Source organism: Streptomyces tyrfis, assembly GCF_037034285.1.
In the GTDB taxonomy this organism is placed as follows: Bacteria; Actinomycetota; Actinomycetes; order Streptomycetales; family Streptomycetaceae; genus Streptomyces.
Window position 1 is genome coordinate 16,967 of the sequence record NZ_JBAGJZ010000010.1, and the last position, 13,758, is coordinate 30,724.

Consider the following 13,758-nt stretch of genomic DNA (forward strand, 5'->3'; position numbering starts at 1 on the left):
CAGGCAGCGAGGGGGCCGTGGTGGGGACCGAGCAGCGAAGAGACCGGCGGTCGGCGGCGAGACCGGGGCCGCTGACGGCACTGGTCTCCGCCTTCCTGATGCTCGCCGCCGCGTGCGTGACCTTCCTCACGGCGTCCTCCGTCGCCGCCGACCCGGCCGACGACTGCACCGCCACCCGCGGAGCCGTCGTCGCCGTCGACTTCACACCGTTCGGCGGTGCGGTCGAGCGCGGCTGCGACACCACCCCGACCACCGGGTACGAACTGCTCCACGACGCCGGCTTCTCCACCGCGGGCACCGAGCACGACGGCCCCGGCTTCATCTGCCGCATCGGCTACGGCCCGTTCCACTCCGGCACCCCCTACCCGACCCCGGACCGCGAATCCTGCGTCCTGACCCCGCCCGCCACCGCGTACTGGTCCTACTGGACCGCCTCGCCCGGCCAGCGGGACTGGACGTACAGCCCGTACGGCGCCATGGACCGCAAGGTGAAGGACGGCGACGTCGACGCCTGGGTCTACGGCGGCACGGACATCGGCGGCAGCACGGGCGGGCCGCGCTTCAGCCCCGACGACGTCCGCGCGGGCGGCGGGGGCGCCACCCCCGAACCGGGCGGCACGCCCACCGGCGCGCCCGGCACGGTCGACGTCGCCGCCGCGGCGGCCTGGCTCAGGTCCGGGCTGACCGACGGCGAACGCGTCGAGGACGGCGGCGGCGCCCCCGATCTCCTCCTGACCACGGAGACGGCCTACGCCCTGGCCGCCGCCGACGGAAAGGACCCCGCCGTCGGCGGAATCACCGCGTTCCTGGCCGCACACGGCGGCGACTACGCCTACCCGAACGGCTCCGGCCGGGCCCCCGACGCCACCGCCGCGGCCCGGCTCGCCCTCCTCGCCGAGATCACCGGGGCCGACCCGAGGGACTTCGGCGGCCACGACCTCGTCGGCGACCTGGCGGACCATGTGTGCGAGGCGGGCCCCGAGTCCGGCGAACCCACCCCCGGCTGCACCGCCGCGGGCGACTTCCGGGGCGCCGCCTACGGCGACGGCCAGGCGCTGTCCCTCCTGGCCCTGCTGCGCGCCGGCGTCACGCCCCCGGCCGCCGCCGTGGAACGGCTCACCCAGCTCCAGTGCAAGGACGGCGGCGTCACCTCCATCCTCATCCGCCCCGGCGAGTACTGCGACGGCGACCCCGGCGTCACCGGCCTGTTCGCCCTGGTGCTGCACCGGGCCGGCGGCCACGACGACGCAGTGGACCGGGCCCGCGCCTACCTGACCAGGACCCAGCGCGAGGACGGCGCCCTCCCCGGCTACACCGGGGCCACCGCCGGAAGCGTCCACGCCACCGCGTACGCCGCCCAGGCGCTGCGCGCCCTCGGCGACGCCGCACGCGCCGACGCGGCCGTCGCCTGGCTGTCGCGGCAGCAGCTCGACGGCGGTGGCTTCGGCTTCGAGGAGGACGCCGCCGACCCGGCGGTCCACCCCACCTCGCCCGCCGTCCTCGCCGCCACCGGCACCAGCCTCGCCACCCTGACCACGAAGAGGGACGACCCCACCGTCCCGCCGACCACCCCGGGCACCCCGACCGCGCCGGGCACCCCGGCCCCGGACGGCGGCCCCGACCTGAAGAAGGGCGTCGCCTACCTCACCGCCCCGGCCAACCTCAGGCAGGGGCGGTACTACACCGCCGGGCCGGGCGCCTCCCGCGCGGACTTCGGGCTCACCATCGACGGCGCCTACGCCCTCGCCGCCACCGGCCTGGACAACGCCCGGCTGCGCGGCATCACCGACTTCCTCGACCACGGCGGCAAGGACGGCGAGGGCCGCACCGTGAACGACTGGACCGGCGTCGGCACCGCGTACGCCGCGGGCGGCTCCCTCGGCAAGACCGCGCTGCTGGCCGAGGCCGTCGGCCGGGACCCGCGCGCCTTCGGCGGCCACGACCTGATCGCCGCCCTCGGCAAGGCCGTCTGCGCCGCGCCCAGCACCGCCCCCGACCGCTCCTGCGCCGCCAAGGGCGGCTACACCCACACCCCTTCGGTCTTCGCGCAGTCGCTCGCCGTCATGGCACAGCTGCGGGCGGGGGAGAAGCAGGCGGCGAAGGAACCCATCGCCTACCTGGCGGGCCTCCAGCAGGACAGTGGCGCCTGGCCGAGCCTGATCCCCTCCACGAACGACTCCGACGTGGACTCCACCGCCATCGCCGCCATGGCCCTCGACCTGGCGGGCGGCGAGGCGGCGGACGCGGCGGTGCGCAAGGCCCTCGACTGGATCGCCTCCCGGCAGCTGCCCGGCGGCGGGTTCCCCGGCGCTTCGGGAAACTCCGTCAACTCGGCGGCCCTCGCCGTACAGGCCCTCTCCCTCGACGCGAGCGGTCACACCGAGGAGATCGCCGGGGCCCGCGCGTTCCTCGCCTCACAGCAGAACGCCGACGGCGGCTTCAACGTCGCCGAGGAGGGCCAGCGCGGCTCCGACCTGCGTGCCTCCGCCCAGGCGGTGGGCGGGGCGACCGGCATCTCCTTCGGCGTGCTGGAACGCAGCCTGGCCGGCACCTCGCCGCAGCCGACACCGAGCCCGAGCGACGGTGTGCCGGAGATCATCACCCCCGACGACACGGCCGGCGCGGACGGCGGAGCGGCCGGTGACAACGCGGACGGCGGAGGCGGCAGCCTGGCCTCCACCGGCGTGCAGGCCGGGGTCCTCGCCGCGGCCGCCGCCGCCCTGGTGCTCGCCGGATGGCGCGCCGTCGCCGCCGCCCGGCGCCGCGCGCACCCCGGGAGCGGGCGATGAACCGCCCACGCCCCGGAGCCGCGGCGGCCCGGCTCGCCGCGGCGCTCGCCCTGACCGCCGCCGCGCTGGGCGCGACCGCGGGCCCGGCCACCGCCGCGCCCCAGCCCATGGGCCGCTGCACCACCACCTCCGGAGTCGTCCTCGCCGTCGACTTCAGCCACTGGGGCGGCCCCGTCTACCGCTCCTGCGGCACCACCCCGACCACCGGCTACGAACTGCTGAACCAGGGCGGCTGGCGCACCGTCGGCACCGGCCACGACGGCCCGGCGTTCATCTGCCGCATCGGCTACAGCGGCCATCTGAACGGCAAGCAGTTCCCGCCCCCGGCCCAGGAGGACTGCGTCCTCACCCCGCCTGCCTCCGCCTACTGGTCGTACTGGCACGCCGACCCGGGCGCCGACGACTGGGAGTACAGCCAACTCGGGGCCATGCTCCACAAGCCGAAGCCCGGCAGCGTCGACCTGTGGATATTCGGCGGCACCGACATCGAGGGCACCAAGGGCCGCCCGAAGGTCACCCCGGACCAGCTGCGCGCCCACAACACCCGGCCGCGCGGCGACGCGGGCAAGCCCCCCTCGGAGGAGCAGGCGCCGCCGCTGCCGCCCGGCGCCGGAACCGGCCCCGCGCCCGAGCGGCGGCCCACCGAACCGGCCGGACCTGCGTCCCCCGGGCCGGAGAAGAAGGAGACGAAACGGCCGGAGCCCGGCGAGAGCCCCGGCGGCACACCGACCGCGACCGCGGACCCGGCCCCCTCCCCGACGGCCGCGCCCACCGCCGTCGCCGCACCGGCCCCCGGCACCGAGGTGGTCGACGCGGCGCCCGCCGCCGAGGCCCCCCACGACACCGGCTCGATCGCGCCCGTGGTCGCCGGCGCCGCGCTCGTCGCGCTGATCGGCGGTGCGGCGGCCGTCGTGGCACGCCGCCGCCGGCGCGCCGGGTGACGCCCCCGGTGACCCGCGCGACCGTCCAGGCCCCCACCGGCCAGGTCCCCACCGGCCGGACCGCCCCGTCGCCGGACCGGGGCGGCCGACGCCTGCCGCGCACCTTGCACCCGGTCGCGTGGTGGGTGTGGGCCCTCGCCCTGGCCACGGCCGTCAGCCGCACGGACAACCCGCTGCTGCTCCTCCTGGTGCTCGCCGTGCTCGGCCACGTCGTCACCGCCCGGCGCACGGACGCCCCCTGGGCACGCGGCTTCACGTACTACCTGTACCTGGCCCTGACGGTCGTCGCGATCCGCGTCGTCTTCCGCGCCGTCTTCGCCACCGGCATCACACCGCACGACCACTTCCTCTTCGCCCTGCCGCACATCCCCACACCGGACTGGTACGCCGGCATCCGGATCGGCGGCCCGGTCTCCCTGGAGGCGCTGCTGTCCGCGGCGACCGACGGCCTGCGGCTGGCCTGCATGCTGTGCTGCATCGGCGCGGCCAACACCCTCGCCAACCCCAAGCGCGCCCTGCGGGTGCTGCCCGGCGCCCTGTACGAACTCGGCGTCGCCGTGACCGTCGCGATCAGCGTGGCCCCGCAGCTCGTGCAGAGCGTCCAACGGGTCTCCCGCGCCCGGAAGCTGAGGGCCGGGCGCACCCGGGGCGTGAAGGCGCTGCGCGGCATCGTCGTCCCCGTCCTGGAGGACGCGCTCGAACGCTCGCTGCGGCTGGCCGCCGCCATGGACTCCCGGGGCTACGGCCGGGCGGGCGCCGCCACCCGCCGCTCCCGCCGGGTCACCGGCGCGCTGATGCTGCTCGGCATGTGCGGACTGTGCGCCGGGGCGTACGGGCTGCTGGACGCGACCACCCCCGCCTTCCTGGGACTGCCCGCGATGTCGGCAGGCGCCCTGCTCTGCGCGGCGGGCCTGCGGGCGGGCGGCCGGCGCGTCACCCGCACCGCCTACCGGCCCGACCCCTGGCGGCTGCCGGAATGGGCCGTGGCCGGCAGCGGGGTCCTGTCCGCCGTGCTGCTCTTCGCCGGCCTCGGCTACGACCCCGCCCAGCTCAACCCCACCTTCTACCCGCTGGCCTGGCCCGAGCTGCCGCTGGTGCCGACCGCGGCGATCCTGCTCGCCGGGGCCGCCGCGTACGCGTCCCCACCGCCCCCACCGCACCGCCCCCTCCAGAAAGCCGGCACCGCGTGATCACCTTCGACCGGGTCACCGTCCACTACGACGACGCGCCCGAACCCGCGCTGCGCGATGTCGACCTCACGGTCCAGGAGGGCGAACTCTGCCTCGTCGTCGGGCACACCGGCGTCGGCAAGTCGACGCTCCTGGGCGCCGTCAACGGACTCGTCCCGCACTTCACCGGCGGCACGCTGTACGGCCGGGTCACCGTCGACGGCCGCGACACCGCCGACCACCCGCCCCGCGAACTCGCCGACGTGGTCGGCGTGGTGGGACAGGACCCGGTCGACGGATTCGTCACCGACACGGTCGAGGAGGAACTCGCCTACGCCATGGAGCAGCTGGCGGTCCCCCCGGCGATCATGCGCAAACGCGTCGAGGAGACCCTCGACCTGCTCGGCCTCGCCGACCTGCGCCACCGCGCCCTGTACGAACTCTCCGGCGGTCAGCAGCAGCGCGTCGCCATCGGCTCCGTGCTCACCGCCCACCCCCGCGTCCTGGTCCTGGACGAACCCACCTCCGCCCTCGACCCGACCGCCGCCGAGGAGGTCCTCGCCGCCGTCACCCGGCTCGTCCACGACCTCGGCGTCACCGTGCTCATGGCCGAGCACCGGCTCGAACGCGTCGTCCAGTACGCCGACCGGGTCATCCACCTCCCCGGCGACGGCCGCGTCCGCGTCGGCCCGCCCGCCGACGTCCTGCGCACCTCCGTCATCGCCCCGCCCATCGTCGAACTCGGCCGCGCGGCGGGCTGGTCCCCGCTGCCGCTGTCCGTCCGCGACGCCCGCCGCGCCGCCGCGCCCCTGCGCACCCGGCTCCGGGACCGCGCGCCCGGCCCCGCGCGGCCGCTCCCGGCCGGGGACCGGCCGCCGCTGCTGACCGCCCGCGGCCTCACCGTCACCCACCGGGACGTCGTCGCCGTCCGCGAGGCGGATCTCGACCTGCGCGCGGGCGAGGTGACGGCGCTGATGGGCCGCAACGGCTCCGGCAAGTCCTCCCTGCTGTGGGCCCTCCAGGGCTCCGGCCCCCGCCGCTCCGGGACCGTGCGGGTGTCCGGAACCCCGGGCGAGAAGTCCGCCGACCCGCACGACGTTCCCGCGGCACAGGCCCGCCGGCTCGTCGGACTGGTGCCGCAGACCCCGGCCGACCTGCTCTACCTGGAGAGCGTCGAGCAGGAACTCGACCAGGCGGACGCCGAGTCGGGAACCGCCCGGCGGGCCCGCGCCGTGCTGGACCGGCTCGCGCCCGGCATCGACGGCGCCACGCACCCGCGTGACCTGTCGGAGGGTCAGAAGCTGGCCCTGGTCCTCGCCATCCAGCTCTCCGCCGCGCCCCGGGTCGTCCTCCTGGACGAGCCGACCCGGGGCCTGGACTACCGGGCCAAGACGGAGCTGACCGGCATCGTCGACGCCCTCGCCGCCGAGGGCCGGGCGGTGGTCGTCTCCACCCACGACGTCGAGTTCGCCGCCCGCGCCGCCGACCGCGTGGTCGTCATGGCGGAGGGCGACCTGGTCGCCGACGGGCCCACGGCGGAGATCATCGTCTCCTCGCCCGTCTTCGCGCCGCAGACCGCCAAGATCCTCTCCCCGCTCCCGTATCTGACGGTCGCGCAGGTGACGCAGGCGCTGGCGGACGGGGACGGGAAGGGGCAAGAGCACGGGGACGGCGAGGGGGAACGGCCATGACCGCGCGCACGGCGGCCATCCGGCTCACCCCGCGCGTCGGCGTCGTCATGGCGCTCGCCGCCCTCCTCGGACTGGTCGCGTTCTTCTGGCCGTTCGTCGTCGCGCCGGGCGCCTTCGGCTCGGCCTACACCCCGCTGATCGTCTTCGGCGCGCTGCTGGTGCTGGTCCTGTGCGTGGTGCTGTCGGAGATCGCCGAGGGCGGCATCGACTCCAAGGCGCTGGCCATGCTCGGCGTCCTGTCCGCCGTCAACGCGGCCCTGCGCCCGCTGGGCGCCGGGACCGCGGGCGTCGAGACCGTCTTCTTCGTCCTGGTCCTGGCGGGCCGGGTCTACGGGCCCGGCTTCGGATTCACCCTTGGCTGCACCTCGCTGTTCGCCTCCGCCCTGATCACCGGGGGAGTGGGCCCGTGGATGCCGTACCAGATGTTCGGCTGCGCGTTCGTCGGGATGCTCGCCGGCTTCCTCCCACGGGCGAGCGGACGCCGCGAGGTGCTGCTGCTGGCCGTCTACGGGTCCCTCTCGGGCTATCTCTTCGGCTTCCTGCTCAACCTCTCCTTCTGGCCCTTCTCCCTGGACCCCCACAGCTCCATCGCCTATCTGCCGGGTCTGCCCCTCACCGAGCAGTGGCAGCGCTACATCGCCTTCGACCTCGCCACGTCCCTCGGCTGGGACACGGGCCGGGCGGTCACCAACTTCGTCTGCGTGACGCTGGCCGGACCCGCCGTGCTGACCACCTTCCGGCGCGCCGCGCGCCGTGCCCGGTTCCACGCCCCGGCGCGTTTCGCGGCCCCTCGAACGGCCGAACCCGGACCCCGCTGAGCTGCGGGAACGTCCCGGAACGGGCCCGGGGGCGGATTTACTAGGGCGCCCAACTATATGGTCGCGACAAGGCCCGCGGTGCGGGGAAGCCGGTGTGAATCCGGCACGGTCCCGCCACTGTGACCGGGGAGCACGCCGTCGAGCAGGGCGCCACCGACGAGCAGGACGTCGGGAGGGCGGACGGCGCGCGCTGATCCGGGAGTCAGGATACCGGCCGCGGGATGTTCCGTGTTGTCCACGAGGATGGAGCTGACACGCATGGCACCGGTGCGCTTCCACGAATCCGGCGACCCTGCGGCAGGGGCGCCCGCTCGCCGGGAAACCCGGCGGCACCCCGCCGTCGCCGTCTGACGGTTCCCCCGCCATACGCGATCTCGCGCCGCCCCCGCGCGCACGGACCACGGCGTCCGCGCGCGTCCGGCGGCGCGCCGTCCCGGATCGCCTGACGAGAGCAGGCACTCATGGTCCGCACGCAAGTCAACTACTCCGTACGAGAGTTGACCCACTTCATCGACGGCAGGCGCACCCCGGGAACCTCGGGTTCCCACGGTGACGTGTACGACCCCAACACCGGCGGGATCCGGGCCCGCGAGCCCCTCGCGAGCCGCGCCGAGACCGAGGCGGCGATCGGCGTCGCCGAACGCGCCCAGCGGGGCTGGGGCGACTGGAACCCCCAGCGCCGCGCCAGGGTTCTGCTCCGGTTCCTCAAACTCGTCGACCAGGAAAGGGACTCCCTGGAACGCAAGGGCCGCGCCGCCCTGCTCGCCCTCGACCGCCCCGGCGCGCTCAACGCGCTGAACCTCCAGGTGATGAACGAGGTCGTCGCCGCCACCGACGCCCTCGACCGGGACCCGGACTGCGGATGCGTCGTGATCACTCGATCGGCCAGGGCGTTCGCGGCCGGCGCCGACATCAGGGAGATGCGGTCGAGGGACTACCCGGACATGTATCTCGCGGACCGGTTCGCCGCCTGGGACCGGCTCGGACAGCTGCGCACCCCCACCGTGGCGGCGGTCGCCGGCTACGCGCTCGGCGGCGGCTGCGAACTCGCCATGCTGTGCGACATCCTGCTGGCCGCCGACACGGCCGTCTTCGGCCAGCCCGAGATCAAGCTCGGGGTGATCCCCGGCATCGGTGGCTCCCAGCGCCTGACCCGCGCGGTCGGCAAGGCCAAGGCCATGGAGATGTGCCTGACCGGCCGCACGATGGGCGTGGCCGAGGCCGAGCGCGCCGGACTGGTCTCTTCGGGTGGTGCCGGCCGACGAGCTGCTCGGCGAGGCGCTCGCGGTCGCGGAGACCGTCGCGGGCATGTCGCTGCCGGTGGCGATGACGGCCAAGGAGGCGGTGGGGCGGGCCTTCGAGACGACCCTCTCCGAGGGGGTCCGCTTCGAACGCCGACTCTTCCACGCGGTGTTCGCCACCGCCGACCAGAAGGAGGGCATGCGCGCCTTCGTCGACAAACGGCCGCCCGAGTTCCGCCACCGGTGACCCGCCGCGCGCGGCGGGGCCGCCCGGCAGGCCCCGCCCCGGCCGCGACCGGCGGGCCGGACCCGGTCGCCCGGCTCCGCTCAGCCGCGCACCGGCGGTTCGGCGGCGCCCGCGCCCAGGAGCTCGCGCAGCAGCCGGGTGGCGGGCAGGGCGGAGTGGAGATACACGTACTCGCGCCGGAGCTCGACGACGGCGACCAGGGTGCGCAGGGTGTCCACCGCGTCCTCCAGCTCCCCCGCGTGATGCTGGGCCTGCGCCAGCAGGCCCAGATGGAGGGGCTGGCGGATGCGGGTGCCGTTCAGCCGCAGCTCGGCGAGCGAGTCCCGCATCTCCGCGATGCCCTCGCCCCGCCCGGAATGGGCCAGGGCCCACCCCAGCGGAAACCGGAGCATCGGCTTCCAGTAGTACAGGCCGTGCTCGACCGCGAGCCCGACGCCCTCGGCGCCGCAGGCGCGCGCCGTCTCGACGTCCCCCTCCCAGGCGGCCAGCACGGCGTGGGTGTAGAGGGCGTGGATCCGGTCCCAGGGCCTGCTGTCGTACTGGGTCAGCCGCAGCAGGCTCCGGCGCTGCTCGGCCGCCGTGTCCCGGTCGTTCAGCAGCCAGCGGGCCAGGACGTCGTAGCAGCGGAAGTAGACCCTCGGATCGGACTGGTACATCCGCTCAGGAAGCCGGCCCTCCCGGGCGAACCGGTCGGCCAGCACCACCCCGTGCTCCAGCTCCTCCAGCGCCTCGACCAGCCGGCCGCGGACGAACAGCGCGGTCGCCTCGCCGTACACGGCGCCGAGCCGGGCCGTCGGCTCGTCGGTGCGCTGCGCGATGTCCCGGAGCACCACGGCCAGCTGGCGCGATTCGTCGTAGCGACCGCGGACCAGGAGCGAGGCGCCGAGCAGCGACAGGACCGCCGGGTCGTCGGCGTCGGCGCCGGCCGCGCGGCCCCGGCTCAGCTCCGCCTCCGCCTCCGCGTCCCCGAACCCGCGCACATGGGCGAGCAGCTGGCCCAGCTCCAGATGCAGCCGGTGTTCCAGCTCCCGGGCCGAAGGGTCGTCCGGGAGCAGCCGGACGACGCGCATCGCGCGGCGCAGCCACGTCTCGCGGTCCTCCGAGGCCAGCCGCAGCTCCGCGTTCTCCGCCGCGCGCAGCAGCCAGGGCAGGACCCGCTGCGCGGGCATCACGCAGCGGGCGTGCCAGGCGTGGTGGGCGACCCGGTCGGCCTCCTCGGGGGCGCTCTCGGAGTCCACCCGGGCTGACAGGGCGTCGGCGTACCGGGCGTGCAGCCGTCCGCGCGCCTCGTCGCCCAGTTCACCGGTGAGCACCTCCTGCGCCTGCGGGCAGCCCAGGCGTAATCGTCCGGGGCGGTTCGGATCGGGGACCAGCAGCCCGTAGCGGAGCGCCGACTCCACGATCGCGATGGCCGAATTGCCGTCGGAGGCGCGGCACAGCGCGTCCACCTCGATGTCGGGCGCGACGACCGCGCAGAGGCGGAGCAGGCGCAGGAACGGCTCCGGCAGCATGGCGAATTCCTGACGCAGCACCTTGCGCGCGTACGCCGTGACGAGCGCGAGGATCTCGTCCGTGGCGCCGGAGTCGCGCAGATCCCGCGCGTCCCCGAGATAGGAGAGCATCTGGAGGACGAAGTACGGGCTGCCCGTGCCGTGCCGGTGCAGCGCGTCCACCACCCGCTCGTCGACGCCCGGCCCGGCCTGCGCGTCGACCAGCGCCGCGACGTCCGGGCGGGCCAGGCCGCTGAGTCGCAGGATCTCCGTGCGCGGCCCCTTGAGCACCTCGGTCATCAGCCGGAACCGCGAGGCGTCCGGCCACGCCTCCAGGTCCCAGCCGGTCAGCACGATGCTGAGGCACTGGCCCTGGCGGCGGGTGGCGAGCAGCCGGAGCACCTCCAGGGAGGCGGTGTCCGCCCAGTGCACGTCCTCCAGCAGCAGCACCAGCGGGCGCTGTGCGGCCAGGGCGAAGAGGATCTCGCACAGGGCGTCGTGGACCCGGAAGGGGTCCGGGAAACCGTCCGGCCCCCGCTCGTGCCCGTCGGCCGGCCCGTCCTTCCGCCACCCGGGCAGCAGGGGGGCGAGCAGCGCCCCGAAGGGCGCCGCGGCGGCCCGGAAGGCATCGGGCCGCGCGGTCGACAGCAGGCGCAGCACCTGCGTCCAGAGCCAGTAGGGCGGAACGCCCGCGCCGGAGACGCAGCCGCCCCGGACCGTCTCGATGTTCCCGTCCGCGTCCCGGAGCCGCTGCGCGAGTTCCATCACGAGATGCGTCTTGCCGAGCCCGGAGGAGCCGAACACGCAGGCGAGATGGCCGCGCCCGTCGGCGGCCCCGGCCGTCGCGTCGACCAGCCGCCGCAGCTCCCGGTCCCGTCCGGCCAGCGGCGGAGCCGTGCCCGGCCTGCGGGGGGACGGGTCGTAGGCGATGGGCCGGGGGCGCGGGGTGCGGCCGCGCGCCGACGGTCCGGCGGCGGCACAGGCCCGGGCCGTGGTCGCGACGGCCCGGGGGACCGTCCCGGACACCGGCGGGGCCCCGGCGGACACGGCCGCCCCGTGCCCGGCCGGGGCCGCGGACGCGATCCGTCGCCCCGGCGACCCGGGCGGCCCCTGCGGTTCCTGGTCGCCGAGTTCCTGCCGCAGGAGCGCCACGTGCAGCCGCTGGAGCTCGGCGGTCGTGTCCACGCCGTACTCCTCCACCAGATGTCCCCGCGTCCACTCGTACACCTTCAGCGCCTCCGCCTGCCGCCCGGTCCGGAAGAGGGCGGTCATCAGATGCCCCACCAGGCGTTCCCGAGTCGGGTGCTGGCGCGCCTCGCGCTCCAGTTCGGTGACCACCTCGGCGGGCCTCCCCAGCGCGAGCGCGGCCTCGGCGGACGCCTCCAGGGTGGTGAGGCGGACCTGCTCCAGCCGGGTGCTCTCGTCGGCGAGCGGCTGGTGGGAGGCGAATTCCGCGTACGGGGCGCCGCGCCACAGGGCGAGGGCCCGGGTCAGCCGGTCGCGGGCGGCGAGCGGATCGCGTGCCAGCAACTGCCGCCCGCTTGTGGCGAGTTGCTCGAACCGCTGGGCGTCGACCTGGTCCGGCGAGAGCTGGAGCACATATCCGGGCGCCTGGTACCGCAGGACCGAGGTCCCGCCCTGGAGGCCCGCCGGGGCCAGCGACCGGCGCAGATGGGAGACATGACTCTGCAGGGTGGCCACCGCGCGCGGCGGCGGGCTGTCCCGCCAGAGGCCCTCGACCAGGGCGGAGGTGGGCACGACCCGGCCCAGTCTGATCAGCAGCAGGGCCAGGAGCGCGCGGCGGCGCGGCGGTCCGAGCGGCACCTCGTGCCCTCCGTACCGGGCCGACATGGGCCCCAGAACCTGCAGCACCGGCCCGTCGGGGGCGGGTGGCCGCGGGGGCGTCGCTGTGATCCCTATCCGAGGTGCAGGCATACTCGGCCCCATTCGTTCTCACGCTTGAGACGCGTCCGGTGAATTGATCCTAGAACAGCGGAAGTTGCTTCCGGCGAATCGCAGGCGGCGAATGGCCGGTATGCGATCAGAGGGCCGTTCGGCGGATATGTCCGGGGGACCGGCAAGCGAGCTGCAAGCGAATCGCAAGGGGTGCGGCGGCCGCCCTGCGACGCCCGTCAGAATTCCGGCCAGTGCGCGGCAAGGGGCGTGACGCAGCATGGGCACGGCACCGCCGGCGGCGTGGGCCGTTCGGCGCGGACCATGGAGGACGTAACGGTGTTGGCGGTTCTCTTCCCGGGTCAGGGATCGCAGTTCCGGGGCATGGGCGCGGATGTCTTCGGCCGCTACCCCGGTCTCACGCGGTACGCCTGCGACCTGCTCGGCTACGACCTGGTCGCGCTCTGCCGCGACAATCCCGACGACATGCTCTCCCGGACGGAGTGCACCCAGCCCGCGCTGTACACCGTCAACGCGCTGCACGCGTTCGAGCGCGAGCGCCGCGAGGAACGCCCGGCCGACTGCTGTCTCGGCCACAGCCTTGGGGAGTACAACGCCCTGCTGGCGGCGGGTGTCTTCGACTTCGAGACCGGGCTCCGGCTCGTCAAGCGGCGCGGCGAGCTCATGGCGGAGGCGGCCGTCGGGGGGATGACGGCCGTCATGGACACCCCGCCCGAACCGCTGCTGGAGACCCTGGCGTCGGACGGCGTCGAGGGCATCGACCTGGCGGCCCTCAACACCGACTCCCAGGTCGTGATCGCCGGCAGCGACCAGGCGCTGCGCGCGGCGCACGCGGTCCTCCGGCGGCGGGGCATCCGCTTCGCCCCGCTGCGGGTCGGCGCGGCCTTCCACTCCCGGCACATGGAACACGCCCGCGCCGAATTCGAGAAGTTTCTCGAAGAATTCACGTTCTCGGAACCCGTGATCCCCGTGATCTCCAATGCGAGCGCGCGCCCCCATGAACGGGAGACGATCCCCGCCCTGCTGAGCAGACAGCTCGTCGAGCCGGTCCGGTGGGCCGACAGCATCCGCCATCTCCTCTCCCTCGGAACGGGGCTGGAGTGCGAGGAGATGGGCGGCCAAGCCCTCACCCGCATGGTGAAGAGCCTGATGAAGTCCGATACCCCCAGCCGATCACTCGAAAGCGCGGTGTGAGACATGGACCGAGCGGAGCGCATAAAGAAACTCGTCGAGGACCAGTTCCTCGTGGAGTTCGACGACGTGCTGACCGCCGCGAGCGATCTCTTCAAGGCCGGGGTGATGGACTCCTTCGGGTACGTCCAGCTCCTGAGCGCTCTCGAAAAGGACTTCTCGCTCGACATGACGGACGAGGATTTCATCGCCAACGTCTTCACCTCGCTCGAAGCCATCGACGCCTTCGTGGCGAAGAAGATCGCCGAGCGCGACGACCACTGAAGC

The 13,758-nt window shown here is 74.9% G+C and carries 8 protein-coding genes, 2 pseudogenes and 1 riboswitch; of the genes and pseudogenes, 9 read left to right on the forward strand and 1 reads right to left on the reverse strand.

What is annotated here, in order from left to right; genetic code table 11:
• Positions 1-20 precede the first annotated feature (20 nt).
• The 7 genes and pseudogenes from WA762_RS10035 to WA762_RS10060 all read left to right on the forward strand — a co-directional run bounded on the left by WA762_RS10035 (position 21) and on the right by WA762_RS10060 (position 8,896).
• Positions 21-2,789, forward strand: a complete 2,769-nt coding sequence (locus tag WA762_RS10035; RefSeq protein WP_443080556.1) for a prenyltransferase/squalene oxidase repeat-containing protein — start codon at positions 21-23, stop codon at positions 2,787-2,789.
• The gene (locus WA762_RS10040; RefSeq protein ID WP_335934932.1) at positions 2,786-3,730 is read left to right on the forward strand and encodes a chromosomal replication initiator protein DnaA; all 945 of its coding nucleotides are present in this window, start codon (positions 2,786-2,788) and stop codon (positions 3,728-3,730) included. Before WA762_RS10035 ends, WA762_RS10040 begins: the two co-directional genes overlap by 4 nt.
• 8 nt (positions 3,731-3,738) lie before the next feature.
• Positions 3,739-4,920 (forward strand): energy-coupling factor transporter transmembrane component T, encoded by a 1,182-nt coding sequence (locus WA762_RS10045; protein ID WP_443080557.1) that lies wholly within the window; start codon positions 3,739-3,741, stop codon positions 4,918-4,920.
• Positions 4,917-6,590: an ABC transporter ATP-binding protein gene (locus WA762_RS10050; RefSeq protein WP_335934934.1), complete on the forward strand. Its 1,674-nt coding sequence runs from the start codon at positions 4,917-4,919 to the stop codon at positions 6,588-6,590. The genes WA762_RS10045 and WA762_RS10050 overlap by 4 nt, the downstream gene beginning before the upstream one ends.
• A complete protein-coding gene (locus WA762_RS10055; RefSeq protein WP_335934937.1) occupies positions 6,587-7,408 on the forward strand; it encodes an ECF transporter S component family protein in 822 nt (273 codons plus the stop codon). The genes WA762_RS10050 and WA762_RS10055 overlap by 4 nt, the downstream gene beginning before the upstream one ends.
• A gap of 59 nt (positions 7,409-7,467) precedes the next feature.
• A riboswitch (cobalamin riboswitch) is annotated at positions 7,468-7,641 on the forward strand.
• 228 nt (positions 7,642-7,869) lie between these two features.
• Positions 7,870-8,088 (forward strand): annotated as a pseudogene (locus WA762_RS35665) (CoA-acylating methylmalonate-semialdehyde dehydrogenase); the annotation flags it as partial.
• Positions 8,089-8,100: 12 nt separating this feature from the next.
• Positions 8,101-8,896, forward strand: a pseudogene (locus WA762_RS10060) (enoyl-CoA hydratase).
• A gap of 80 nt (positions 8,897-8,976) precedes the next feature.
• Here the strand turns inward: WA762_RS10060 and WA762_RS10065 are convergent.
• Positions 8,977-12,237 (reverse strand): BTAD domain-containing putative transcriptional regulator, encoded by a 3,261-nt coding sequence (locus tag WA762_RS10065; RefSeq protein WP_335934939.1) that lies wholly within the window; start codon positions 12,235-12,237, stop codon positions 8,977-8,979.
• A gap of 381 nt (positions 12,238-12,618) precedes the next feature.
• On the opposite strand from WA762_RS10065, the gene WA762_RS10070 reads away from it, so the two are divergent.
• Both WA762_RS10070 and WA762_RS10075 read left to right on the forward strand, forming a co-directional pair.
• Positions 12,619-13,494, forward strand: a complete 876-nt coding sequence (locus WA762_RS10070) for an ACP S-malonyltransferase (RefSeq protein ID WP_335934940.1) — start codon at positions 12,619-12,621, stop codon at positions 13,492-13,494.
• Positions 13,495-13,497: 3 nt separating this feature from the next.
• Positions 13,498-13,755 carry a phosphopantetheine-binding protein gene (locus tag WA762_RS10075; RefSeq protein WP_335934941.1) on the forward strand — a complete coding sequence of 86 codons (258 nt, stop codon included), beginning with the start codon at positions 13,498-13,500 and terminating at the stop codon, positions 13,753-13,755.
• Positions 13,756-13,758 lie beyond the last annotated feature (3 nt).

What these genes read in the sequence shown, in the direction of transcription:
- WA762_RS10040 (WP_335934932.1), top strand. Translation starts at nt 2,786, where the DNA reads ATGAACCGCCCACGCCCCGGAGCCGCGGCGGCCCGGCTCGCCGCGGCG.
- WA762_RS10055 (WP_335934937.1), top strand. Translation starts at nt 6,587, where the DNA reads ATGACCGCGCGCACGGCGGCCATCCGGCTCACCCCGCGCGTCGGCGTC.
- WA762_RS10065 (WP_335934939.1), bottom strand. Translation starts at nt 12,237, where the DNA reads ATGTCGGCCCGGTACGGAGGGCACGAGGTGCCGCTCGGACCGCCGCGC.
- WA762_RS10075 (WP_335934941.1), top strand. Translation starts at nt 13,498, where the DNA reads ATGGACCGAGCGGAGCGCATAAAGAAACTCGTCGAGGACCAGTTCCTC.